Annotated in this window: 23 protein-coding genes and 1 tRNA gene; 16 read left to right on the top strand and 8 right to left on the bottom strand. The window is 69.0% G+C overall.

The window, feature by feature from the left end; translation table 11 throughout:
• Positions 1-26 precede the first annotated feature (26 nt).
• Complete coding sequence (locus ACIBX3_RS08450) at positions 27-386, top strand: VOC family protein (protein ID WP_397114521.1); 360 nt, start codon at positions 27-29, stop codon at positions 384-386.
• Positions 387-571: 185 nt separating this feature from the next.
• On the opposite strand, the gene ACIBX3_RS08445 is transcribed toward ACIBX3_RS08450, so the two are convergent.
• The 3 genes from ACIBX3_RS08445 to aceE form a co-directional block, all read right to left on the bottom strand.
• Positions 572-1,318: a maleylpyruvate isomerase family mycothiol-dependent enzyme gene (locus ACIBX3_RS08445; RefSeq protein ID WP_397114520.1), complete on the bottom strand. Its 747-nt coding sequence runs from the start codon at positions 1,316-1,318 to the stop codon at positions 572-574.
• 10 nt (positions 1,319-1,328) lie between these two features.
• Positions 1,329-2,828 (bottom strand): alpha/beta hydrolase, encoded by a 1,500-nt coding sequence (locus ACIBX3_RS08440; protein WP_397114518.1) that lies wholly within the window; start codon positions 2,826-2,828, stop codon positions 1,329-1,331.
• 183 nt (positions 2,829-3,011) lie between these two features.
• Complete coding sequence (gene aceE / locus ACIBX3_RS08435) at positions 3,012-5,759, bottom strand: pyruvate dehydrogenase (acetyl-transferring), homodimeric type (protein WP_397114516.1); 2,748 nt, start codon at positions 5,757-5,759, stop codon at positions 3,012-3,014.
• A 438-nt stretch (positions 5,760-6,197) separates the two neighbouring features.
• Between aceE and ACIBX3_RS08430 the strand changes: the two genes are divergently transcribed.
• From ACIBX3_RS08430 to ACIBX3_RS08400, 7 genes are all read left to right on the top strand, one after another.
• A complete protein-coding gene (locus ACIBX3_RS08430) occupies positions 6,198-6,623 on the top strand; it encodes a DUF1918 domain-containing protein (RefSeq protein ID WP_397114514.1) in 426 nt (141 codons plus the stop codon).
• 9 nt (positions 6,624-6,632) lie between these two features.
• Positions 6,633-7,040, top strand: coding sequence for a secondary thiamine-phosphate synthase enzyme YjbQ (locus ACIBX3_RS08425; protein ID WP_397114512.1), 408 nt, complete (start codon positions 6,633-6,635; stop codon positions 7,038-7,040).
• 117 nt (positions 7,041-7,157) lie between these two features.
• Positions 7,158-7,586, top strand: a complete 429-nt coding sequence (locus ACIBX3_RS08420) for a DUF3052 domain-containing protein (RefSeq protein WP_397114510.1) — start codon at positions 7,158-7,160, stop codon at positions 7,584-7,586.
• Positions 7,587-7,617: 31 nt separating this feature from the next.
• On the top strand, positions 7,618-8,079 hold the full coding sequence (locus ACIBX3_RS08415) for a peroxiredoxin (protein ID WP_397115015.1): 462 nt from the start codon (positions 7,618-7,620) through the stop codon (positions 8,077-8,079).
• A gap of 14 nt (positions 8,080-8,093) precedes the next feature.
• Positions 8,094-8,408 (top strand): hypothetical protein, encoded by a 315-nt coding sequence (locus ACIBX3_RS08410; RefSeq protein WP_397114508.1) that lies wholly within the window; start codon positions 8,094-8,096, stop codon positions 8,406-8,408.
• A 246-nt stretch (positions 8,409-8,654) separates the two neighbouring features.
• Positions 8,655-9,599 carry an ROK family protein gene (locus ACIBX3_RS08405; protein WP_397114506.1) on the top strand — a complete coding sequence of 315 codons (945 nt, stop codon included), beginning with the start codon at positions 8,655-8,657 and terminating at the stop codon, positions 9,597-9,599.
• Positions 9,600-9,616: 17 nt separating this feature from the next.
• Positions 9,617-9,688 (top strand) — tRNA-Val (locus ACIBX3_RS08400).
• A gap of 59 nt (positions 9,689-9,747) precedes the next feature.
• On the opposite strand, the gene ACIBX3_RS08395 is transcribed toward ACIBX3_RS08400, so the two are convergent.
• Positions 9,748-9,909, bottom strand: coding sequence for a hypothetical protein (locus ACIBX3_RS08395; RefSeq protein ID WP_397114504.1), 162 nt, complete (start codon positions 9,907-9,909; stop codon positions 9,748-9,750).
• Positions 9,910-9,997: 88 nt separating this feature from the next.
• Between ACIBX3_RS08395 and ACIBX3_RS08390 the strand changes: the two genes are divergently transcribed.
• Complete coding sequence (locus tag ACIBX3_RS08390) at positions 9,998-10,393, top strand: hypothetical protein (RefSeq protein ID WP_397114502.1); 396 nt, start codon at positions 9,998-10,000, stop codon at positions 10,391-10,393.
• Positions 10,394-10,527: 134 nt separating this feature from the next.
• Entirely contained in the window at positions 10,528-10,767 is a 240-nt protein-coding gene (locus ACIBX3_RS08385) for a hypothetical protein (protein ID WP_397114500.1), read from the top strand.
• Positions 10,768-11,013: 246 nt separating this feature from the next.
• On the opposite strand, the gene ACIBX3_RS08380 is transcribed toward ACIBX3_RS08385, so the two are convergent.
• Positions 11,014-12,456, bottom strand: a complete 1,443-nt coding sequence (locus tag ACIBX3_RS08380; protein ID WP_397114498.1) for an ATP-binding protein — start codon at positions 12,454-12,456, stop codon at positions 11,014-11,016.
• 238 nt (positions 12,457-12,694) lie between these two features.
• On the opposite strand from ACIBX3_RS08380, the gene ACIBX3_RS08375 reads away from it, so the two are divergent.
• Positions 12,695-13,798, top strand: coding sequence for a hypothetical protein (locus tag ACIBX3_RS08375; protein ID WP_397114496.1), 1,104 nt, complete (start codon positions 12,695-12,697; stop codon positions 13,796-13,798).
• 350 nt (positions 13,799-14,148) lie between these two features.
• Here ACIBX3_RS08375 and ACIBX3_RS08370 read toward each other — a convergent pair whose 3' ends face one another.
• Positions 14,149-14,877 (bottom strand): LysR family substrate-binding domain-containing protein, encoded by a 729-nt coding sequence (locus tag ACIBX3_RS08370; protein WP_397114494.1) that lies wholly within the window; start codon positions 14,875-14,877, stop codon positions 14,149-14,151.
• A 54-nt stretch (positions 14,878-14,931) separates the two neighbouring features.
• Here ACIBX3_RS08370 and ACIBX3_RS08365 point away from each other — a divergent pair, with 54 nt between their 5' ends.
• The gene (locus ACIBX3_RS08365; protein WP_397114492.1) at positions 14,932-15,303 is read left to right on the top strand and encodes a DUF5997 family protein; all 372 of its coding nucleotides are present in this window, start codon (positions 14,932-14,934) and stop codon (positions 15,301-15,303) included.
• A 481-nt stretch (positions 15,304-15,784) separates the two neighbouring features.
• Here the strand turns inward: ACIBX3_RS08365 and ACIBX3_RS08360 are convergent, their stop codons facing one another.
• Positions 15,785-16,579, bottom strand: coding sequence for a class I SAM-dependent methyltransferase (locus ACIBX3_RS08360; RefSeq protein ID WP_397114490.1), 795 nt, complete (start codon positions 16,577-16,579; stop codon positions 15,785-15,787).
• 114 nt (positions 16,580-16,693) lie between these two features.
• Positions 16,694-17,053 (bottom strand): hypothetical protein, encoded by a 360-nt coding sequence (locus tag ACIBX3_RS08355; protein WP_397114488.1) that lies wholly within the window; start codon positions 17,051-17,053, stop codon positions 16,694-16,696.
• A gap of 231 nt (positions 17,054-17,284) precedes the next feature.
• Between ACIBX3_RS08355 and ACIBX3_RS08350 the strand changes: the two genes are divergently transcribed.
• The 4 genes from ACIBX3_RS08350 (at position 17,285) to ACIBX3_RS08335 (ending at position 23,282) form a co-directional block, all read left to right on the top strand.
• Positions 17,285-19,207, top strand: a complete 1,923-nt coding sequence (locus ACIBX3_RS08350; protein ID WP_397114486.1) for a hypothetical protein — start codon at positions 17,285-17,287, stop codon at positions 19,205-19,207.
• 120 nt (positions 19,208-19,327) lie between these two features.
• Entirely contained in the window at positions 19,328-20,692 is a 1,365-nt protein-coding gene (locus ACIBX3_RS08345) for a PLP-dependent aminotransferase family protein (protein ID WP_397114484.1), read from the top strand.
• An 80-nt stretch (positions 20,693-20,772) separates the two neighbouring features.
• Entirely contained in the window at positions 20,773-22,068 is a 1,296-nt protein-coding gene (locus tag ACIBX3_RS08340) for a vanadium-dependent haloperoxidase (protein WP_397114482.1), read from the top strand.
• A 236-nt stretch (positions 22,069-22,304) separates the two neighbouring features.
• Positions 22,305-23,282, top strand: coding sequence for an aldo/keto reductase (locus ACIBX3_RS08335; protein WP_397114480.1), 978 nt, complete (start codon positions 22,305-22,307; stop codon positions 23,280-23,282).
• The last annotated feature ends 385 nt before the right edge of the window (positions 23,283-23,667 follow it).

Below are 23,667 nucleotides of genomic sequence, written 5' to 3'. Positions count from 1 at the left end.
TTGTTCGAGAAAGCAAGGAGACGACGATGGACAACACGGTGACCTGGTTCGAGGTCGCGACCGACGACCCCGAAGGCGCCCAGCAGTTCTACGGCGGCATGTTCGGCTGGACGTTCGCGGGTGACGACGGGCCGATCGACTACCGGCTGATCAGCTACCCGGGCGGCGGGCAGCCGGCGGGCGGGCTCTACAACACCAAGGGCGAGTTCCCCAGCCACGCGATCTTCCACGTGCACGTGGCCGACGTCGAGGAGACCTGTGCCAAGAGCGAGACGCTCGGCGGCAAGGTCATCACGAAGGTGATCGACGACGGCGCCGGCACGGACTTCGCCTACCTGCGTGACACGTCCGGCAACGTCTTCGGGGTCTTTCACCGCAGAGGGTGATCCGTGGGCGGGCCGGGGGAAGCGCCTTCCCCGCCGACCCCTGGCACGCCACCGGCCGCGCCGGGCCGCCTCCTGTGATTTACGGGAGCCGGTGCCACGGCGCGGACTCACCCATCGCCCTGGACACGCCGCCGATCGCCGAGCGGCGGCGCGTCCAGGGCCACCACGTCAGAAGGCGGCCGCCGTCAGAAGGCGGCCGCCGTCAGCCAGCGGTCGAGCAGGGCGCGGTCGCCGTACACGGTGAGCGCGTCCGGTGAGCGCCTGCCGTACATCATCAGCAGCAGCTCGCTCACCGGCCCCTGGACGGCTACGTCCCCCTTGGCGTGGCCGCGCGTCCATTCGATCTTCCCGGCGGGGCCCTGGACGATCGTCCACTCGCCGTCGGCGTCGCTCGCGTGGAGGTGGATCGTGGCCCCCTCCACGCCGAGGTCCGCCAGGGGCCGGGTGACCCAGGCCGCGTACGGCAGGTTGTGCAGGAACTCCTCGATGCCGTCGATCGCGGTCGCCGCCGGGACCACCGGGTCGAGGCCGAACGCGAGCTCGGCGTCGGCCCGGTGGATCACCAGCTCGAACAACATCCGCGGCGGCCACCAGGCCGCCCGCCTGTCCGGGCCCCAGGTCCACACCGCCGTTTCCGGGTCGGTCTCGCGCAGCGTCCGCAGCAGCTCGCCGGCCCCCGCCAGCAGCCAGTCCGCGTCGCCGCTCTGGCCCTCGGCCAGCCCGCTGGGCACCTCACGCGACCAGATCCGCTCCTGCACCCGGTTGCGCAGGACGTGAACCGCCCACCGATGCGTGCGCCCGACGTGCGTGATCAGCTCGGCGATCGTCCAGCCCGGGCACGTGGGCACCGGGACCGAAAGCCCGCCCTCCCGCCCGGACAGCTCCGCGAGGCGCGCGGCCTCCGTCTCGATTCGTGACTCGTAGTCCTTCACCCGCCACAGACTAGGCCGCCGGGCAGGTCGCGCCCTTCTGCGGCACCTTGCCGTCGATCAGGTACGCGTCCACGAGCCCCGCGACGCACTTGCTGCCCGAAAGGTACGCGCCGTGCCCCTCGCCCTCGTACGTGACCAGCGTCGCGGTCTTGAGCTGGGCCGTCAGCTTGGGCGCCCACTCGTACGGCGTGGCCGGGTCGCCCTTGCCGCCGATCACCACGATCGGCGCCGACCCGGTGGCGTCGACGTGCCGCGCCTGGTCGCTGCCCTTGACCGGCCAGACCCGGCACAGCCCGCCCGAGCCCTCTCCGCCGAACAGCGGCGAGATCTTGAGCGCGGCCTCCTCGGTGCGCCGCACCTGGGCCTCGGTCGGCCGCTCGGCGGTGTCGACGCAGGTGATGGCCGGGAAGCTGGTCATCTGCGTGGAGTACGTGCCGTCCTGGTCGCGGCCGATGTAGGTGTCGGCCAGGTACAGCAGCGCCTGGCCCCTGCCCCTGAGCGCGTCGCTCAGCGCCTGCTCCAGGAACGGCCAGGTCATCTCCGAGTACAACGCGGCGGCCAGGCCCGTCGAGGCCAGGCCCTGGGTGAGCTCGCGGTTCCCGACCTTGAGCGGCTTGGCGGCCAGCTCGTTCATGAGGTTCTCGACGTTGGTGTTGGCCGTGGCCTGGTCCTTGCCGATCGCGCACTGGTTCTTCACACACGACTTGAGGAAGCTCTCGTACGCCTTCTGGAAGCCGCGCGTCTGGGCCAGCGTCCGCTGCTCGAACGTGACCGTCGGGTCGAGCGGCGCGTCGAGCACCATGCGGCCCACGTTCTTGGGGAACTGGGTGGCGTAGACACCGCCGAGCTGGGTTCCGTAGGACATGCCGACGTAGTTGAGCTTGGCGTCGCCCACGGCGGCGCGGATGCGGTCCATGTCGCGGGCGGCGTTCACCGTGCCGACGTACGGCAGGATCTTGCCGGCGTTCTCCCGGCACAGCGCCGCGAACTCCTTGTTGGCCGCCGCGCTCTCCCGGTGTGTCCGGTCGTTGGGCGGCAGCGTGTCCAGTGAGGTGAACCGGTCCATCTCGGCCCCGTCGCCGCACCGCACCCCGGAGCTGCGCTCGACGCCGCGCGGGTCGAAGCTGATCAGGTCGTAGCGGGTGCGCAGCGAGGTGAGCGCCTTGGCGGCCTGGTCGAGCGTGTCCACCCCCGAGGCGCCCGGACCGCCGAAGTTGAACACCACCGAGCCCAGCTTCGTGCCCTTGCCGGTGGCCGGCAGCTTGATCAGCGCCAGGTCGATCTTCTCGCCGCCGGGCTTGGCGTAGTCCAGGGGCACCGCGAGCTTCCCGCACCGCACCGAGGCGTCCTGGCGGGCCGGCGGCTCGCCGTCAGGACGTTTGATATCGGTGCACGGGCCCCAATCGATCGGGTCGGGTTCGGCGATGGTTCCCTGCGTGGCCGGCTCGGCAGGTGCCGTTGAGCAGCCGGCGGCCATCACGAGCAGCACAGCGGCTAGGACGCGTCGCATAGCAGAAACTTCCCCTCGTCTCTCGGGGGGAAGTAGTGCCCACAATACGCGACTGCGCACCAAAACCGGCTGAGGCGGCACGTACCCCTCCCAACGTGCCGCCTCACCAGTCAAACGGAGACGGGGACGGAACATGACGGCGCTCCCGCGAAAAATTTCGCGGGAGCGCCGCAGGCGAACCGTCTAGACGCCCATGGACTGGGTGTCGTTGCTCTCGGCGCCGCCGGCCTCGGTGACGCCGTTCTTGAGGTGGTAGCGGGCGATGGCCTCGCGCAGCACCTCGCCGTCCAGCTCGCCGCGCTTCACGAGCCTGGTGAGCACGGCCAGCGTGATGGAGGCCGCGTCCACGTGGAAGTGGCGGCGCAGCGCCGAGCGGGTGTCGGACAGGCCGAACCCGTCGGTGCCCAGCGAGGACCAGTCACCCGGCACCCACTGCGCGATCTGGTCCTGCACGGCCTTCATGTAGTCGCTGACGCCCACGAACGGGCCCTGGGCCTCGGAGAGGACCTGGGTGACGTAGGGGACACGCTGGTCGGCGTCCGGGTTGAGCAGGTTGTGCTCCTCGCACACCAGCGCCTCGCGGCGCAGCTCGGACCACGACGTGGCCGACCACACGTCGGCCGACACGCCCCAGTCCTCGGCCAGCAGCCGCTGCGCCTCCATCGCCCACGGGCCCGCCACGCCCGAGCACAGGATGTTGGCCTTCGGACCCTGCGTCTGCGGCCCGTCGGCGAACTTGTACAGGCCCTTGAGCAGGCCCTGCACATCCAGGTTCGCGGGCTGGGCGGGCTGCAGGTAGGGCTCGTTGTAGACGGTCAGGTAGTAGAAGACGTTCTCCGGCTGGTCGCCGTACATCCTCCTGAGACCGTCCTTGACGATGTGGGCCACCTCGAACGCCCAGGACGGGTCGTAGGAGATCGCGGCCGGGTTGGTCGAGGCGATGAGCGGCGTGTGGCCGTCCTCGTGCTGCAGACCCTCGCCGTTGAGCGTGGTGCGGCCCGCGGTGGCGCCGATCAGGAAGCCGCGGCCCATCTGGTCGCCCATCTGCCACATCGAGTCGCCGGTGCGCTGCCAGCCGAACATCGAGTAGAAGATGTAGATCGGGATCATGTGCTCGCCGTGCGTGGCGTAGGCGGTGCCGGCCGCGATGGTCGAGGCCATCGAGCCCGACTCGCTGATGCCCTCGTGCAGGATCTGCCCCTGCACGGCCTCCTTGTACGACAGCAGCAGCTCCCTGTCGACGGCCTCGTACGTCTGGCCGTGCGGCGAGTAGATCTTCGCCGTCGGGAACATGGCGTCCAGACCGAACGTCCGGGCCTCGTCCGGGATGACCGGCACGAACCGGTGGCCGATCTCCTTGTCCCGCATGAGGTCCTTCAGCAGCCGCACGAACGCCATCGTGGTGGCGACCTGCTGCTTGCCGGAGCCCTTGGCGAAGCCGCCGTAGACTTCGTCGCCGGGCAGTTTGACCTGCTTGGCGCGGATGACCCGCTTGGGCAGCACGCCGCCCAGCGCAGCCCGGCGCTCCTTCATGTACTGGATCTCCGGGTCGTTCTCGCCCGGGTGGAAGTACGGCGGAAGCTCCCCCTCCAGCGCCGAGTCCGGAATCGGCAGGTAGAGCCGGTCGCGGAACTCCTTGAGCTCGGCCTTGGTGAGCTTCTTCATCTGGTGCGTGGCGTTGCGCGCCTCGAAGTCCTTGCCCAGCGTCCAGCCCTTGATGGTCTGGGCGAGGATCACGGTCGGCTGGCCGACGTGCTCGCGGGCCGACTTGAACGCCGCGTAGACCTTGCGGTAGTCGTGGCCGCCGCGCGACAGCTTGCGGATGTCGTCGTCGGTCAGGTGCTCGACCATCTTGCGCAGGCGCGGGTCGGAGCCGAAGAAGTGCTCGCGGATGTAGGCGCCCGACTCGACCGAGTAGGTCTGGAACTGGCCGTCGGGCGTGGTGTTCATCTGGTTGACCAGCACGCCGTCGACGTCGGCGGCGAGCAGCGGGTCCCAGTCACGGCCCCACACGACCTTGATCACGTTCCAGCCGGCGCCGCGGAAGTACGACTCCAGCTCCTGGATGATCTTGCCGTTGCCGCGTACCGGGCCGTCCAGCCGCTGCAGGTTGCAGTTGATCACGAACGTGAGGTTGTCGAGCTCCTCGCGGGCCGCCAGGCCGATCGCGCCGAGCGACTCGGGCTCGTCCATCTCGCCGTCGCCGAGGAACGCCCACACGTGGCTGCGGCTGGTGTCCTTGATCTCGCGGTTGAGCAGGTAACGGTTGAACCGCGCCTGGTAGATCGCGCCGATCGGGCCCAGACCCATGGAGACCGTGGGGAACTCCCAGAAGTCGGGCATGAGCCGCGGGTGCGGGTAGGACGGCAGGCCGCGGAAGCCGTGCGACAACTCTTGCCGGAACGCGTCGAGCTGCGACTCGTTGAGCCGGCCCTCGAGGAAGGCGCGGGCGTAGATGCCCGGTGCCGCGTGCCCCTGGAAGAAGACCTGGTCGCCCGACTCGCCGTGGTCCTTGCCGCGGAAGAAGTGGTTGAAGCCCACCTCGTAGAGCGACGCGGCGGAGGCATAGGTGGCGATGTGGCCGCCGACGTTGGTGCGGGCGTTGGCCCGGGACACCATGATCGCCGCGTTCCAGCGGATGTAGGCGCGGATGCGGCGCTCGACGTGCTCGTCGCCCGGGAACCAGGGCTCGCGCTCCGGCGGGATCGTGTTGATGTAGTCGGTGCTCCGCAGGCCCGGCACACCGACCTGGTGCTCGCGGGCCCGCTCCAGCATGCGCAGCATCAGGTAGCGGGCTCGGGTGCGGCCTTCGGTCTTGACGACGTTGTCGAGAGACTCGAGCCACTCATTGGTCTCACTGGGGTCGACATCAGGCAGCTGGCTGGGTAGGCCGTCGCTGATGATCGAGAATCGCTGGCGTCCGGAAGCCACTGGGTCTCGCCTTCCGAGAATGACTGATGTCTGGTCTGGGTCGCCTTCCATCCTGGTCGCTAGCCGTAGAAAACGCATCTCTACTGGCTGGTAACCAGAGTGTCCCTGCTGGCAGGGACGGCCTCGATGGCCTAGACCACCGATGGTAGGACGAATCGCCATCAAAGGTTACATCCAGGGGACAATTTAACAAGACGGGAAAATGAACGAAATTTCGCTCGAATGCTGGTGGTCTCATCCTGGGCCCGCGGGCGGCGTGGTGGGGGAGTCTAGCCGCATGCCGTGGCCTGCGGCTCTGGTGGGGTCCTCTCGCCAGGAGGCGACGCGGTCGCCAGTGAGATCGTGTGACGTGGTGGTCGTGGCTGCCTGCCGGGCGCCCGGTATCGCTCATGCGTTCCATTCCGGCAGCAGGACGATCAGTAGTCGTGGCGTCACTCCATGCAAGGCGTCCTCCGCCGGACCGTCGCTCAGGCCGTCGCCGCCGGGGACACCACCGCGCTGCGCGCGCCGCGGCACCGCAAGGCGCCTGGCGACGAGCCGGCGGCGGCGTCCGCCACGCGGCGTCCGCGCAGCGTAACGATTCGGTCATGCTTCTTCCTCCCGCCGGAGGGTGCGGCAAAAATCCCTCGATCTTGGGATTGGCTCTTTTCGTATGGCCTTCCGCGTACCAATGTGGAAGGTATGAATGCGACGGTAGGCGACCGGCTCCTGGTGCACGGTAGTACCGTTGGCGAAAGGGACAGGAGCGGCGTGATCGTGGAGGTCCAGGGCCAGAACGGCGGGCCTCCGTACATGGTGCGGTTCGACGACGGGCACACCGGCCTCGTGTTTCCCGGCCCCGATGCCCTCATCGTGCCTAAGTAAGATTTCCTTGTGAGATCTGAAATCATCTCTGTGGCCACGGGTTCACAAGAGACGGTGCACGACATCACGGCCGAATGCGCCGACTTCGTGCGCGCTCAGGGAGAGGACGGGTTGCTGCACATCTTCGTGCCGCACGCGACCGCCGGCATCGCGCTGCTCGAGACGGGCTCGGGCAGCGACCACGACCTCCTTGCCGCCCTGCGCGATCTCCTGCCCGCCGACGACCGCTGGCGTCACGCCCACGGTTCGCGCGGCCACGGCAGGTCGCACGTCATGCCCGCGCTGGTGCCGCCGTACGCCACGATCCCGGTGGTGGGCGGGCGTATGGCGCTGGGCACGTGGCAGTCGGTCGTGCTCGTGGACCTCAACGTCGACAACCCGCAACGCCAGGTTCGCCTGTCGTTTTTGTCTGATTGATTCTGGCCGACTACGGCCGTACCCGTGGCGACCGTTGACGACTGAGGGTCACAGCGTGTGGACTGTGCCGAAGCGATAAACCGCATAAGCGGGGCCACTCAAGCAGGAGGGATAAACGTGAGCGCGACCGCGGGTCAGGCGCAGGGCGAGCGCGGCCTGGCCGAACGACTCGGCCTCAAGCCGGGTCAGGTGGTGCAGGAGATCGGTTGGGACGAGGACGTCGACGACGAACTCCGCGACTCCATCGAGGACCTGACCGGCAACGAGCTACTGGATGAGGAGAGTGACGAGGTCGTCGACGTGGTGCTGCTGTGGTGGCGCGACGGCGACGGAGACCTCTTCGACGCTCTTACCAGTGCCATGCGTGCACTCGCCGAGGGCGGCCAGATCTGGCTGCTTACTCCCAAGGCCGGACGCGACGGCCACGTGGAGCCGAGCGACATAGGGGAGGATGCCACCACCGCGGGTCTCTCGCAGACCAGCAGCATCTCCGCCGCACCCGACTGGTCCGGGACGAGGCTCGTGACGCCCAAGGGCCGACGGTAGGGAGCCCGAGCGCCTGCCATGCGGCAGGATGATGCCCGTGAACGCACATCCTGCCGAGGTCGGCGCCCAGGCTCCGGATTTCGAGCTGCAGGACCAGCACGGCACCCCGGTGCGCCTGTCCCGGTTCCGGGGCGGGAAGGTCGTGCTGGTCTTCTATCCGCTTGCCTTCAGTGGCATCTGCGGAAACGAGCTGTCCGCGCTGCGCGATCATCCGTTCGAGGACGCCCAGGTGCTGGCCGTCTCCGTGGACTCCGTGTTCACGCACCGTGCCTGGGCGGATCGCGAGGGTTATACCTTTTCGCTGCTCTCTGATTTCTGGCCACACGGACAGGTCGCTCAGGCGTACGGTGTGTTCGATGAGTCGAAGGGGTTCGCGCTACGGGGGACCTTCATCATCGACGGTGAGGGCGTGATCCGGTGGTCGGTGGTCAACCCGATCTCCTCCGCACGTGACGTCGCCGACTACGTCAAGGCACTCGCCGACATTCACTGACTTCGGAGGGAACGATGCCCTGCTACCGCTGCGGGGCCCGGCAGACGGACCCGGTCCGCGGCGCGAGCCCGTGGCAGCGCGGGGTGCGCAACGAGTCCCAGGTGCTCATCTGCCCGGACTGCCAACGACTGCACGACCTGGATCTGGATTCGTGCGGGACGTGCGGGTCCACGGCGCTGATCTGCCGGCTGGGCGAAGTGGAGTGCCGGTCCTGCGGGGCCGTGTGGATGGCCCGCTCGGGCGCTCCTCTGACCGGGTCCGTGGAACCGCCGCCGGGATTGTCGGCGGAGGTCGAGGCGGCGCTGAACCGGGTCCTCGGCCGGGCCTGAGGCTCTGAAACTCCACAGCACCCGTCTCGTGTCCTTGGGGGCCACGTGGGACGGCTGAGATCGGCGCACATCGCCGGGAACCCCGGCACGCTCGGAAGCGCCCTCTGGCCGGAACCTGGGCCGCAATGGCGCATGCGCTGACCAGGGGGAGGGCCCGCACCGGGGGAGCACCCTGGGGCCCGCCTCCTCGAGAGGGGCTTTCCATACATTCACTGACCTGCGCTATCGTCTCCTTTCGTGTCCGCTATGAGTAGTACGTTCGTCGTCGCGCTCGACGTCGGTGGCACGTCCATGAAAGGCGGCCTGGTCAGCGACTCGGGCGTGGTGCTGCTGAGCGAGCGGCGCCCCACCCCGCGAGCCGAAGGCCCGGAGGCGGTCGTGACCGCCATCTCCGACTTCATCGGCCATCTCGCCGCCGCGGGCGACGGCGTCCCGGCGGGCGTGGGCCTGGCCGTGCCCGGGCTGGTGTCGGACGACGCCGCCGTCTACGCGGCCAACCTGGGATGGCGCGACGTCCCCGCCACGGCCTTCACCACGCTGGACATCCCGGTGATGCTGGGGCACGACGTACGCACCGGCGGGCTCGCGGAGAGCATCCTGGGCGCCGGTCGCGGCCTGTCCGACTTCCTGTTCCTGCCCATCGGCACGGGCATCGCCGGCGCCTCGATCATCCGGGGCGAACCGTACGGGGGCTCCTCAGGCTGGGCCGGCGAGATCGGCCACACGCCGGTCTTCCCCGACGGCGAGCAGTGCGCGTGCGGCCAGTTCGGCTGCCTGGAAACGTACGCCTCGGCCGCCTCGGTGGGCCGCCGCTACAGCCAGCGGGTGGGCGTCGAGGGCGTCAAGGCCGAGCAGGTCGTCACCTCGGACGACCCCATCGCCATCGAGGTGTGGGACGAGGCCGTGGAGGCGCTCTCGCTGGCCCTGGCCACGTACACGCTGCTGCTGGACCCGTCGGTCATCGTCCTCGGCGGCGGCCTGGCCGAGGCCGGTCCCGCCCTCTTCGACCCCGTACGCACCCGCCTGGTCAAGCGCCTGACCTTCCGCGAGGCACCCCCGCTGATCCCGGCGGCGCTGGGGGTGGACGCGGGCATGCTGGGCGCCGCCTTGCTGGGCTGGCGCGCGGCCGGGCGGCCTGAGCTGGGTCCCGGGTGGACGGTGGATGTGCGATCGGCCCCCTTGGTGTCGTAAGGTGTAGTGCCGATCAGGGGCGGTTAGCTCAGCGGTAGAGCACTCGCCTTACAAGCGAGGGGTCACTGGTTCGAACCCAGTACCGCCCACCTGTAGAAAGAGCCCCGTCTCCGATCATGGAACGGGGCTTCGTGCCATTAACGTGCCATTAGCTCACGCGGGCGAGCACTCCTGAAGATCCATCGTCGTCGTCCGGGTTGCTCTGGTTGATCTTGTCGTTCATGGAATCGGCGATCTTGCGGTCTGAGCGCGACGCCAGGAAACCATCCGAGACACCACCAAAGGCAGCTTCCGCGTCCTGAAACGGCACCTGTCAGACGTGATCTACCGGGCCCTCATCGCCGACCACCACGCATACAACAACGGGACATCGACAAGCCCGCACTAGCTTGGCACCCGTGGAGGAAGAACATCCAGTCAAACAACGGGTGCAGTGGCCAGAGCGACGCCAGGACGTGCTCGAGGCACTACGAGCCCTGGGTGACCGTGACTACCAGGACCAACACTGGCGATCAGGGAAAAGATGGCCGGACCTCACCGCTGCCGTGCACTGGCTCATCGACGACACCTTCATCGACCAACACGGCGCACGAACACTGATCCCCCACCTTTTCCTTGATCAACGAGAAGCCGACCTCATGCAGACGGTCGTTGATGCCCTCTTTCGCGTCCTTGATGACCTTGGCCCTGTCGCTCCAGACAACGCCTATCTCGACCATCCTGGATGGATCAACGTCCTGCATACGGCCGAGGCTGCCCACGCAGCTTTGTCGTCCGACAAGGAAGAGACGTGACGACGGCTCCACGACGTCCCAGAGCCACGACGAGACATCACCCCAGCCAACCCCCTTGCCGTAAGATCGTCAGGCAGGGCGGAGCGCGAGATAGGGATTCCTACCGTTCGATCCCATGTGGGATGCTCTCCGCCGTGACTGAGCCCGAGGACCTCCAGCCCCACCGTTCGCCGACCAATGTCCCCGAGGACTATGAAGTGGTCCGAAACATTGGGACTGTCTCCATGGTCGCCGGTGTCGCCATATCGTTCGGGATTCTGATCTTCGATGAACGATCCCCCTCGTGGCCATGGCTCGTTGGTCTATGGATCATGGCCCTGATCGGCGTTGGCTTGCGGATCGAGGCGGGGATTCGTGAGCGTCGACGCTCTTGAGCACTGGCGTGCCATCGACGTGCCATTAGGCCCATGTCGAGCGGGCCTCATGCCGCGAGGCGAACGAGGCTCCCACGCACGTCGACCGCGCTGCATAGCCGATCATGGCTCCTTACAAGCGAGGAGTCACTGGTTCGAACCCAGTACCGCCCACCTGTTGAAGAAGGCCGTTGTCGACGACATGCCTCGAGCAAATCATTGTGCAGAGTGCTGGCGCTGGACATCTACGGTCAGCTTTGAACTGCCTTACTCTGAGAGCTGTCGATAGGTTGTCGACTGCCCTTTCCCGCCCAACTGCTCGACGAGCCCTCTCGACCGCAGCTCGCGTAGTGCTTTGCGGATGTTGGGTGCGGACAGGTTCAGTTCCTGCTTGAGGTCAGCGACGCTCCGTGCTCCGATCGCCAAGGCGTCGTAGACGCGTAGCTCCGTCTCGTTCAGGTCGCTACCCGGACGGCCGACGGGAGCCGCCTGTTGCCGGAGGACGACAGTGAACCGAATGGCTGCGTCGATGTAATTCGCGGGCGGAAGTCCCGCCTCAGCGAGGGCGTTGGCAACGATCGGGATGCCGGTAGCCAGGGCCTCGATCACGCGTCCACCAGTTTCCGGTGTGCGAGCGTGCTGACAGATGGAGACGAGTCGCGCGTTGCGGGCGGAGGTGACTGCGTCCCGGCCGAGTCGATCTACGGTGATGCCATAGAGGCCACCCGGATTGGAGACGATCAATCGATCGCGGCGGAGTCGGACCTCCACCGCCATGCCCGCCGACCAGTGATCGAGGTCGCGATGGAGAAGGGCGTTCGCGATGATCTCGCGAAAAGCTATGTATGGATAAGCGGGCTGATCGCGAACAGTTCCGTCCGGCGCCGACACGACGCTTGAGTCGAAGGTGCGGCGTGCCCATGCCAGGGCCTCTTCCAACATCCGAGGAATGGCTCCCGTGATCGTCGTCTGATTGCGGGCCCGAGAACCAGCAGGATCGGTCGGCAACGGCTCCGCAGAAGCCTGGATGACGAAGCGTGGAAACCACTCCTGTGGATGAACGCCCAAAGCCAGCAGCCCAGCGACGGTCGGCGTGCCGTCGGGCAGAGTCACTCCGGCACGCCGGAGCAGCTCGGCATCGTCAGGGAAACGGCCCAGGCCGTGGGGATCCCGTTCGCGGACCGAACGTAGGAACGTTGTGACAAGGTCGCCATCCAGGTCCTCGCGGGTGGCGCCTGTCACGGGCTGCCGGTCGAAGAGCGGTGGTTTCCGGGCGGCAAGGAATGCCTGCTCTTCCAGATCCGACAGTGGGAAGTCCCCGTCGTACCCCCGCATGTATGCCGTGCCCGATGCCGTGACCCGGCACGGTTTGGCCGACGGATCGCATTCATGCACTCTGGCGACAATGACCGGTACCCCATCCACCTCCGCGTCGCTGATCGTGAGCTGGACAGGCGGCGAGAACGAGCGGGCCTTATTGGCGAGGCCCTGCTTGAGAGCCTGTGGGTCTGGTAGGCGCACCGGACGAAAGCCGGTGGTCTCGTCAAGGCCGAGGATGACCGTCCCACCGCCCGGATGGTTTGCGAGCGCGCTCAGGGTGGAGGCGAGCGACTGCGGCAGCCCTCCAGCCGCCGACTTGACCTCGACATCGTCGTAGTCGCCTCTGGCCGCGCGGAGACGTGCGACCAACTCGTCGACATGCTGGCTCATAAGCAAATGTAACCACGAGCTGGTTACATTTGCTCGGGTTCTGGTTACATTTCATCTCTCTCCTGATCCGGCGCTCCTGATCACACGGCCACCTATGGAGGACGGCGTCCCGGGGCCGACTGCCTCAGCATTGCGCAGCGTAGCTACTATCTGGATCGCGGTCAGGCCGTCCCACCGAGTGACTGTCTGAGTGACAACGGCCACGGGCCCGCCTGGGCAGAGGGACATTTTCTGCATATTGGACACCCGGGCTGAAGAGGGTATGCGGCCGGCATCGTTCATGGCCGGTCGCTTCTTGCCGAGGCCGGAGCACCACTATCAAGATCGGCATGAGGCTGGCATGCCCACTCGAGATCGTGGAGTTGGTACTCGCTCCTCACAACTCGGCGCCCATGATTCAGCACCGCTGACCAAGCCCGCCACCACCATCACCACTGAGGTACGAGACGCGCAGACCGAGGATCCGGTCGCATGGGCATGCGTCATGGCCCTAACCCTGCAGAACGCCAGGGATCGCCAGTGCGCGGCATACAGTGGCCAGGACGGGAAGGTGAGCATCCGCGTCCCCGCCAACACCTACACCCTGCTTGTCACCCCCCACTATTCGGACACGACGCATGGCATCCAGTGGGTCGGGCACGACGGAGGGACCGGCAGCCAATACCTGGCCCGCAAGATCACAACCAGCCCCGGACGTGCCACGGCGATCCCGCCGATCGAGCTGGACGGGTGGGGTTCGATCAGCGGCGTCATCCGTGACGCGGCCACCGGCAGCCCCGTCACGGCGTGCGCCGAGTTCCTGCCCCTGACGTATGGTGGCGGGTGCACGAACGCTGAGGGCCGGTTCGCCCTCAATCACCTGGGGCCTTACCGGTGGCCTGTCCATTTCAGAGGCATCAACACTGCCTCGGGATACGCCTGGCAGTGGTCAGGAGACGTTCCCAACCGAATGATCGCCAAGAGTTACAAAGTGGCGGCCGGTGAGACGGCAACCATCTCCGACGTCAAACTGAACCCGGCGGGCGGCGTGTTGACCGGCAACATTCTCGACCTGAACGGCCAGCCCTACCCGGGCGGCCGAGGCATCACCGTGGAAGCGGTCAACGCGATCACCGGCGACCTGGCGGCACCTCCCGCCGCCGGCCTGACGTACAAGGTGCAAGGGCTCGCCAGCCAGTTCGTGAAGCTCAGGACGTCGTTCTGGGCCACCAACCAGACTATCGACCTCTGGTACCCGGCCACGGCGAGCTTCGCCGACGCCCGGCCAGTCCGGGTGCTCGGGGGTCAGATTAGGGAACTCGACCTCAAGGTGGGCTCCGAGTCGCACCCTCGGGACAAGTAGAAAGTCTTGTACGGCCTGCGCCCTGGTGCACGGGCCGTACAGACACCGTCCGGCACCGCGGTGGCGATCATCGCGGTGCTCGGCCGTACCGCTCCGACCTGCCACTGGCCGTTTCTCCGCGTCGGCGCACGGCACGGGTCCGCCAACGGTTACTGGCGTGACGCCATGATGTCAGCCCAGGTCAGATCCCTTATTTGTGCACGTCGCCGCCCCTGGCGGTGCCTTACAAGCGAGGGTCACTGATGCGAACCCAGTACCGCCCACCTGTGTAAAGGCCCCGTTTCCGTGGAAATCGGGTCTGAGTGACTAAATCCCAAAGCGGGTCCGAACCGGAGGCTCGGGGCTGCAGGTCACCGAGGCCGGTGACCCTTCTTTTTACGGCTGGCCGGCACGGCCCGGCGACCGGAGCCGTTCTTTGCGGGTTTTTGCGCCTGCCGCTGTGCCGGTTTCTCCGCAGGGGAGGCGGGGGTACGGCCCCGCGAGCTGTTCACTGTCCGGCCGCGGACGATGCCGATGAAATCTTCCACCAGGTCGGTGGTCGCGTCCGTGGGCCAGGCCAGCGCGACCTGAGACTGCGGCGCGTCCGGCACCGGCCGGTAAGTGAGATCCCTGCGGTGGTGGAGGCGTGCCAGCGACTGCGGAACCAGGAGAAGCCCACTGCCGGCCGCTACGAGCTCGACCGCGTCCGCCGTTGTGGCCGGGCGGGTGAACGCGGGCAGCCCGGGCCGGACCGCCCACTCGATGGTGTCGTCCAGAGGATCGAACACCTCGTCGTCGGTCAAGTCGGCGATGCCCACCTCGTCGGCGGCGGCCACCGCATGGTCCTTCGGCACCACGACCACCGTGGTCTCCACGTAGAGAGGAATCACGCTGAGCCCGTCGCGGTCGACCGGCAGCCTGACGAATCCGGCGTCGGCGCCGCCATCCCGCAGGAGTCCCACCACCTCGGCGGCGGGAACCGCGACCAGGGTAACCGGCACGCCGGGCATCCTCTCGGTCCAGACGTTGACCCATTTCGCGGGTGTCACGCCGGGTGCGTACGCCAGCCGGAACACCCTGCCGGTCTCTCCATCGGTCACTTCCTCAGGGTACCGATTCAGGGGAACCCGTTCCGACTGACTACTCTTGGCGCCATGACCTCGTCCAAACCGAAGACCATCCAGACGATGAAGCCCGAGACCGCGGCCAAGAAGCTGGGTGTCCTCCTCTCGGCCACTCCCGCCGAGTTCCAGGCGGGTGTCGTCTCCAGGGACGAGCTGAACGAGTTGCAGTCGAAGCCACCCGCCTGGCTCACTGACCTGCGCCGCAACGGCCCGCACCCCAAACAGGTCGTCGCCGCGAAGCTCGGGGTCTCCATTTCCGGCCTGACCAGAGGCGGGATCACCGAACCGCTCACCACCGCTGAGATCGATGCGCTGAAAGCGGAGAACCCGGCGTGGCTGGAGCGCGAGCGGTCCATCCAGGCCGAGGCCCGCAAAGAGGCACTCCGCCTCAAGCAACGCTAGACAGCTGAGATCCTGCACGTTTCCGGCCCCAGACGAGCCCGTTGAGATGAGCCGGCGAGAGGTCCTCGTTGCCCCGGGGAACCAAGGCGCTTACCCACTGGGACCGCCTTCCACCTGCATGAGGAAGCCCGCAGCGGTCTCGCCAGGGGGCTCCGTGCCATCAGCGTGCCATGGATCACCACCAGGCCGTCTGGGTGACCAGGGCCTGGGTCGAAGGGTCAGCCACGGATCTCGGTCGAAGGCTTGCCTGGCGAGAGTCCACATCGCCCAAACGGGTGGGCACGCTCAAGGTGTACGGCGAGAGGTCGCCGACAAGAAGAACCACAAACCCGCCGCGGTGCATCCGATCACCAGAAACGTCAGCGCCAGGGACAACGCGGGTGACTGACCGTCCCGCAGGGTAAGCCCGCTTTTTCGGATCGTCTTGCCGGATCGCCGTGATGAAGATCAAGCGGCGGACTGAACGCAGTCCCCTATGACGTCATAGACGTCGGCCGACGGTGAGCACGGCCAGCCAGTGCCGGGTAAGCCGCTCCTGGGGTCGTGCGGCCAGTCGGCGGCGTATCTCGTTGTAGAGGTGCTCGCGCTTGGCCGCCTGCATGGCGATGTGCCCGGAGAAGGTTTCCAGCAGGGCGATGTATTCCTCAGCGGTGTAGTGGAGTCCCCATACATAGCGCCGTGTTCCGACGACTTCGAAGTGCCCGGATTCCTCGAAATCAGCGGCGTGGGAATCGGGATGGTCCTCAGGCCGTGGCGGTGGCCAGGAGTCGACGTCTCCTTCCCCCATCTCGTCGTATACGGCTTGGATCTCGGTGAAGAACGGGTCGAAGTCTGGGGGAAAGGCGTGGTCGGCGTCCCAAACGGCGAGGTGACCGCCTGGGGGAAGGAGGGCAGCCGCCTTCTCGTACTTCACCTCGGGATCGACCCATTTCCAGGCGGTGGCCGCGTAGAGGAGTTCGAACAAGGCACCGGCCGGTGGTTCCCACGCCTCGAACGATGAGGTGATCACCGAGACGCCGGGGAAGTCACGTAGCCCGCGCCGTGCCTCCTCTGCCAGAGCTTCACCAAGCTCGATGGCAGTGATCTGAAACCCCCGCTCTGCCAGCGGTCGTGTGGCTTTCCCCGGGCCGCATCCGACTTCGAGAAGGTGTGCAGGCGGTTCAACCCCCGTCATCGCGAGCAGCTCGGAGTACAGATCGGCCGGATAGTCGGGGCGCGCCTTCTGATACAGGGAAGCCACAGTGTCGAAGGTGGCTCGCAAACGTTCGCGGGACATGCTGCAACCTTGGCAGTGCTACGCCTCTTCCCGCACCTGCATAAGTTGATGATGTGCGCCGGGTCCAGGCGGGGTGGCCTGGGACCCGGCGTGCCGGTGCAGGCCGGTTCCCGGTTATGAGCGGGTCCATCTCTGGGTGGCCTGGCCGTTGCAGGCGGCGATGGTCACGGCAGAGGAGTTGCCGGTGCCGGTGACGTTGAGGCAGAGGTTGTCCGGCTTGCCGGACGGGCCGTGGCATCGGCCGATGGTGTAGGCGGCCACGGCGCCCACGCCATAGAGCTGCTGCCCGGTGAGCGCGGACAGGGTCCTGGTGCAGGCGAGCTGGAGCAGGACGGCCGTCATGCCGCAGCCGTAGAACCCGACCCCGATGGCCAGGACAAGAGTGAGAACCCGAACCGAGCGGGTGCCCCAGCCGAGCACGGTGAGCTGGAGAACGCCGTAGCAGGCCGCGAACGCCATCAACACTGTGAGCATCGGCGTTTCCCTCCGCCGTGGGCAGCAGCAGGCGGGACGTTGCCGGTGCGATAGATCGATCTCGCTCGATCGGCCGAAATGGTTAGGAGCCGGGCCGCGATTCTGCCGGGCGAGACCGGCCGTTTCCGGCGATGAATCGGGGCGGAGGAGTCGTTACGTGTAAAAGTACTGGAACGGTATTCGGGGGACCGTGGGACGCTCATCTCAGATAACCGACAGGGGAGCGGAGACGTGGGCGTCGCACAACGGCCGGGGGTGCTGCCGGCCCAATTTCCTGACCTCAGGCTGTCGCTCGTGCTCGGGGAGCGGGCGCTGAACGTGAACGGGGACCTGCAGACCGCGCGGCGCTGGTACGACGCCGCCTACCGGCAGGCAGAGCAGCGCGGGGACCCGATCGCGCTCGCGCGGGCGGCGCTGGGGCTCGGCGGGGTGTGGGTGCACGAGCACCGGACGAGCGCCGAGTCCGAGATGGTACGCGCGCGGCAGCGGCGCGCGTTGTCGCTGCTCGATCCGTCCTCCTCACCGGCGCTGCGGCTGCGGGTGCGGATCGCCGGCGAGGAGGACTACCGGGCCGGTGGGCATGCCGGCATCCTGCAGATCTTGGGTGAGGCCAGGTCCTCCGGGGATCCGGCGGCGGTGGCCGAGGCGTTGAGCCTGGCGCACCATTGCCTGCTCGGGCCCGAGCACGGCGCCGTCCGGCTGGAGCTGGCCAGGGAGCTGATCGGGCAGGCGGCGGTGACCGAGCGCAGGGGCGACCTCATGATGGGGCTGCTGTGGAGGACCGTCGACCTCTTCCTGACCGGCGATCCGCATGCCGAGCGTTGCCTGGAGGAGCTGCGGGGGCTGCTGCACGAACACGCGTATCTCGCGGTGGGGTACGTGGTCAACGCCATCGAGGTCATGCTCGCCATCCGGGCGGGGCGGTTCGAGGAAGCGGAGCGGCTCGCCGGGGAGTGCTTCGACCGCGGGGTGGCAGCCGGCGACATGGACGCGACCGGCTGGTACGGCGGGCAACTCGGCGCCATCCGCTGGTACCAGGGCCGCGCCGCCGAGCTCCTGCCTGCCCTGACCAACCTGGTCAGCTCGCCCACGCTCAGCCCGATCGACAACTCCTACCTGGCCGGGCTCGCGCTGGCCGCGGCCACGGCGGGCGACCGGCGGCTCGCGGCCGGGAGGCTGGCACGGGTACGCGGGCGGGATCTTGCGGATCTGCCCAGGTCGAGCACCTGGCTGGTGTCCATGTACTGCGTCGTGGAGACCGCGCACCTGCTCCAGGACGCCGGTACGGCGGCGCAGGCGTACGCGTTGCTGAGCCCGTTCGCGGACCTGCCGATGATCGGCAGCCTCGGAGTGGTCTGCTTCGGTTCGGTGCAGCACTCCCTGGGGGTGGCCGCGCTCACCCTCGGCGAACCGGACCGGGCGGTCGCTCACCTGCGTGCCGCGGTGCAGGCCAACCTGGCGCTGGGGCACTGGCCCGCGGCGGCGCTGTCCCGGTACCGGCTCGGGCAGGCGCTGGCGCTGCGGGACGGGGCGTACGACGAGGCGGCGCTCGCGGAGCAGGCCGCCGCCGCGCAGGAGGCGAAGGAACTGGGCATGGTGCTGCCTGCCGTGGCGGGGCGGGCGGCCGGGGATCGCGGCCCGTGCCGGTTCCGCAGGCACGGACGGCGCTGGCAGGTCGAGCTGGGCGGGCGGATCGCGCGGGTGGATCACAGCGTGGGCATGGCGCACCTGGCCGCGCTGGTGGCCAATCCGGGGCGCGAGATCCTGGCCGCCGATCTGGTCGCGGGCACCGGGTCGCCGGGCGGTGAGAGCGTCTCCGCCCAGCCGGTGCTCGACGACCGGGCCAGGGACGCCTACCGGGAGCGGCTGGCGCAGCTGCAGGCGGAGATCGACGAGCTGGAGGAGATGCACGACCTGGAACGGGCGGCGGCGCTGCGGCTGGAGCGCGAGTGGCTGGTGGCCGAGCTGTCGGCGGCGACCGGCATCGGGGGGCGGGCCCGGCGGTTCGCGGGGAGTGACGAGCGCGCGCGGATCGCCGTCGGGAAGGCCATCAGGCGGGCGCTGGCGCGCATCGCGGCCGTGGACCCGGTGATCGGGGAGGAGTTGCGGGCCGCCGTGCAGACGGGGCTGCGCTGTTGCTATCGCCCGCGCTGAGCCCCGGCCGCTCCCGCCTCCGCCCCGCGTGGAACGGGATGTCACGCCTTAGGGCCAACGGGGACCGTCCAGCGTGTTCTTCAGGGGGACAACCACATGCGCCATCCACAACGACTGAATGTGCCGATCCAGCTCGAGCGGGACCTGGCCGAGCCGTTGCAGGCCCAGCTCGCCGCCCAGCTGAGGAGGGCGATCCGGCGCGGGCAGCTCGCGCCCCGCACGCGGCTCCCGTCGACCCGCACCCTGGCCCGCGTGCTGGGGGTCTCGCGCGGGGTCGCGATGGCGGCGTACGAGACGCTGCTCGCGGAGGGGTACGTCACCGGGCTGCGCGGCTCGGGCACCTACGTGGCCGGTCCGGTGCCAGAGCGGCAGGCGCCCGCGCGCCCGCCCTCTTCCCCTCTGATCGACCTGCGGCGGGAGCGGCCGAGCAGGCAGGCGTTCCCGCTGGCCGCGTGGCGGGCGGCCTGGCGGCGGGCCAGCCACCACGCCCCGCCCGCCGACGAGCCGCCCGCGACCGGCCTGCCGGAGTTGCGCGCGGCGATCGCGGCGTACCTGCGCGAGGCCCGCGGGCTGGTGCTCGACCGGCACGAGGTGGTGGTGACGGCGGGCTACGGCGAAGCGCTGGAGCTCCTGCTGCGCGCCCGGCACGGCGGCCGGCCCCCGGTGATCGCCCTGGAGGACCCCGCGCCACCGAGGCTCAGGGCCGCGTACGCCAGGCTCGCGACCGTGCTGCCGCTGCCCACGGACGGTGCGGGCGCGCGGCCCTCCCTCATCCCCGACGGGTGCGACGTCGTGGCGGTCATGCCCGAGCGGGGCAACCCGCTCGGCACGCGCATGCCGATGGAGCGGCGCAGGGAACTGGCCGCGTGGGCGCGGGAGAGCGGTGGGCTGGTGCTGGAGCCCGCGCTCGACGGGCTGTTCGACGCCGGGGCCAACCCGCTCCCGAGCGTGCTGGCGGTCGGGGACGCGGCGGGCACGGCCATGGTGGGGTCGTTCTGCGACGTGCTGACGCCGGCGTTGTGGCTGGCGTTCGCGGTCGTGCCGCGCGGAATGATCGGGGCCGTCGAGGAGGGCGCGGCCGGGCAGCCGTCGTTCACGTGCCAGCGGGCGGTGACGGACCTGCTCGTGTCGGGGGCCGTGGCGCGGCGCGCGGAGCGGCTGACGGCACTGTACGCGGCCAAGCGGGCGCTCGTGCGCCAGGCGCTGGGGGCGTACCCGGACGTGCGGCTGCTCGGCGCGGACACCGGCGCGGCGGCCACGCTGCTGCTCCCGGCCCGGATCAGGGCCGAGCAGGTGCTCGCGGCGCTGCGCGAGCGGCAGGTGGCGGCGGCCGACCTCGGCGCCTTCCACCACCCGCGCGGAGCCCGGCAGAACGGCGTCGTGCTGTGCTACGGCCACCTGGACACGGTCACGCTCCGCCGCGCGCTGGGTGTCCTGGCCCGCACGCTCGATGAGCACCGCCTGGCGCGCCGCACCGCCGCCTGACCCACCGGGATAGTGGTACGCCGCCCCGGGAAGGCGCACCGTTCATGGGAACCGGGCCGAACTCGGAACAGGAGTCCCACATGACCAGACTCTTCATGCTGCTCGCTCTTCTCTCGCCGCCGGCGGCGCCGCTGCCCGCCGCGCCGCCGGACCTGGACGCCGTGCGCGGCTGGAACGAGGCGGCCCTGGCGGCCGTACGCGTGCAGCGCGCCTCCGACTCCGACGCCGCCAGGACGTACGCCATGGTCAACGCCGGAATGTACGACGCCGTCAACGGCATAGCGACCGCCCGCGGCGACAAGATCAGGGCGTTCGCGCTGCGCGACGCCAAGGGCGCGCCGGCGCACGGGGACCAGCAGGCCGCGGCCCTGGCGGCGGCCTGCACGGTGCTCAGCCGCCTTTATCCCACTCAGGCCGAGCCGCTCCGCGAGCGGTTGGAGGCCGACCTGGCGCGATTAGGAACGGGGCCGCGCGTGGCCGCCGGGCGCGCGTGGGGCGAGACCGTGGGCAGGGACATCGTCTCCGCCAGGGAGAACGACGGGTCCTCACCGGTGGAGAGCCAACCGGCGGGGACGGGGCCCGGGGTGTTCGGGCAGGCCTGGTCGGGTGTGCAATACAGGAACATGCGGCCGTTCGGGATCGCTGACGCCTCGAAGTATGTCGGCAGCGGTCCCGCGCCGCTCGGCGGCCTGGACTACGCGGCGGCGTTCGCCGAGGTCGCGCTGCTGGGGAGCGCCGCCACCCCGGACGCGGACAAGTCCGCCGTGTTCCAGTACTGGTCGCTGCCCGCCGGCACCGCCCAGCCGCCCGGCGAATGGATCAAGGTCGCGCTCAACGTGGACCGGCCACTGCCGCTGGCGGACAAGACGCGGCTGTTCGCCCTGCTCGGCATGACGCTGGCCGACACGTCCATCCCGACGGTCATGACCAAGTACACCTACCGCCACTGGCGCCCCCAAGCGGCCATCCAGCAGGCCGACACGGACGGCAACCCGAACACCCCGCAGAACGGCGACTGGAAGGCACGGGCCGGAAGCCCGGGCAGCTCGCCGGAGTACATCTCCGGCCACAGCTCCTTCAGCGGCGCCGGCGCGGCCGTCCTGGCGGGCTTCTTCTGCGCCGACCGGATCCCGTTCACGCTCGTCACCGACTCCGCGCCCGTCGACCCGGCCACCGGGCAGCCATGGAAGCGGCGCTTCCCGGGTTTCTCCGCGGCGGCGGCCGACGCCGGGCGCTCACGCGTGGTCGGCGGACTGCACTTCTCCTTCAGCAACGTCGACGGCCTGTCCATGGGCCAGGACGTGGCCGCGGAGGTCCTGGCCACCCGGCTGCTGCTGAAGTCCGGGCCCACGCACGTCGGCGCGTGTCCCCGCTGACGGATCGGGCCACTGCCGGTTGAGCGCGGACGGTCAGCGGACCTGTGCCGGGGCGGCCGGTCGCACGCATGCTGGTGAACGCACCCCGCCCCACCACCACCCGGGGCGGGGTGTGATTGCGCCCCGCCATGCGGTCACCACGACCTGCGTCTGGACGCCCTGACCCCTTCCGCGGGATGCCGGCTCTCCGTGGTGGAATACGAGGCGGCAATGGCGGACAGGAAAGTGAGCCATCAATGGAACACCGCATATTGGGACGTACCGGACGTGAGGTCGGTGTCGTCGGCCTCGGCGCGTGGCAGCTCGGCGCCGACTGGGGCGAGGTCTCCGAGGACGAGGCGTTCGCCACGCTGGGAGCGGCCGTGGACGCGGGCGTCACCTTCGTCGACACCGCCGACGTGTACGGCGACGGGCGCAGCGAGCAGATCGTCGGCCGCTTCGCCAAGGGCCGCCCCGGACTCACCGTGGCCACCAAGATGGGCCGCCGGCTGGAGCAGATCCCCTCGAACTACGTGATGTCCAACTTCCGCGCCTGGAACGAGCGCTCCCGCCAGAACCTCGGCGTGGACACGATCGACCTGGTCCAGCTGCACTGCCCGCCCACTCCGGTGTATTCGGCGGACGCCGTGTTCGACGCCCTGGACACGCTGGTGGCCGAGGAGAAGATCGCCGCGTACGGGGTCAGCGTGGAGACCTGCGAGGAGGCGCTGACCGCGATCGCCCGCCCGGGCGTGGCGAGCGTGCAGATCATTCTGAACGCGTTCCGCCTCAAGCCCCTGGAGGAGGTGCTGCCGGCCGCGCGGGCGGCCGGGGTGGGCATCATCGCCCGGGTGCCGCTGGCCAGCGGCCTGCTGTCGGGCCGGTACGACGAGCACACGACGTTCGGCCCCGACGATCATCGCACCTACAACCGGCGAGGCGAGGCGTTCGACGTCGGGGAGACCTTCTCCGGCGTGGACTTCGCCACCGGCCTGGAGGCGGTCCGCAGGCTGACGCCCCTGGTGCCCGAAGGGGCGACCATGGCCCAGTTCGCGCTCCGGTGGATCCTGGACCAGGAGGGCGTCTCCGTGGTCATCCCGGGCGCCCGCAACCCGGCCCAGGCCACGGCGAACGCGGCCGCGGCCGGCCTGGCGCCGTTCCCCGCCGAGACGCTGGAGGCCGTCCGGGCCGTGTACGACGAGCTGATCCGCCCGCAGGTCCACCACCGCTGGTAGCCCGACGGACGATGAGCGCGCCGAGGCACAGTGCGCTCCCCGGCGGAGCCGAGGTGGCGCACGATCTTGACGTCGTCGGGGTCGGCGCGCCCGCCGGGGATCCGGAACGGGACGGAGCCGCGCTTGTTCACGCCTGCGGACCCCGCTGTCCCACATCCGCCAGGCGCCGAACCATGGGCGGCCAGGTTTCCCCGTAGCAGCCGCGGCACTTCATGCGCATGCCGCGGAAGACCCGGAACGAGCCGCTGCGTCTAGAACCTCCACCATCGGCATCGACTGTCAGCGTGTAGCGGATCACCATAGTGTCGTCGCTCTGACGACAAGCCCTTTTGCTTTGATTTACGCCGTATGCGAATGATCGCGTTACCAAAAATTCCCCTCTTTA

The organism is Nonomuraea sp. NPDC049480 (genome assembly GCF_044465905.1).
GTDB lineage: Bacteria > Actinomycetota > Actinomycetes > Streptosporangiales > Streptosporangiaceae > Nonomuraea.
The sequence above is the reverse complement of the archived record's forward strand: the minus strand, read 5'-3'. Positions and strand labels throughout refer to the sequence as shown.

Bases quoted from the DNA above. Each gene is read 5' to 3' on its own strand.
- ACIBX3_RS08450 (WP_397114521.1), top strand. From the start codon at position 27: ATGGACAACACGGTGACCTGGTTCGAGGTCGCGACCGACGACCCCGAA.
- ACIBX3_RS08440 (WP_397114518.1), bottom strand. From the start codon at position 2,828: ATGCGACGCGTCCTAGCCGCTGTGCTGCTCGTGATGGCCGCCGGCTGC.
- ACIBX3_RS08430 (WP_397114514.1), top strand. From the start codon at position 6,198: ATGCAAGGCGTCCTCCGCCGGACCGTCGCTCAGGCCGTCGCCGCCGGG.
- ACIBX3_RS08415 (WP_397115015.1), top strand. From the start codon at position 7,618: ATGCCCGTGAACGCACATCCTGCCGAGGTCGGCGCCCAGGCTCCGGAT.
- ACIBX3_RS08410 (WP_397114508.1), top strand. From the start codon at position 8,094: ATGCCCTGCTACCGCTGCGGGGCCCGGCAGACGGACCCGGTCCGCGGC.
- ACIBX3_RS08405 (WP_397114506.1), top strand. From the start codon at position 8,655: ATGAGTAGTACGTTCGTCGTCGCGCTCGACGTCGGTGGCACGTCCATG.
- ACIBX3_RS08380 (WP_397114498.1), bottom strand. From the start codon at position 12,456: ATGAGCCAGCATGTCGACGAGTTGGTCGCACGTCTCCGCGCGGCCAGA.
- ACIBX3_RS08365 (WP_397114492.1), top strand. From the start codon at position 14,932: ATGACCTCGTCCAAACCGAAGACCATCCAGACGATGAAGCCCGAGACC.
- ACIBX3_RS08360 (WP_397114490.1), bottom strand. From the start codon at position 16,579: ATGTCCCGCGAACGTTTGCGAGCCACCTTCGACACTGTGGCTTCCCTG.
- ACIBX3_RS08355 (WP_397114488.1), bottom strand. From the start codon at position 17,053: ATGCTCACAGTGTTGATGGCGTTCGCGGCCTGCTACGGCGTTCTCCAG.
- ACIBX3_RS08340 (WP_397114482.1), top strand. From the start codon at position 20,773: ATGACCAGACTCTTCATGCTGCTCGCTCTTCTCTCGCCGCCGGCGGCG.
- ACIBX3_RS08335 (WP_397114480.1), top strand. From the start codon at position 22,305: ATGGAACACCGCATATTGGGACGTACCGGACGTGAGGTCGGTGTCGTC.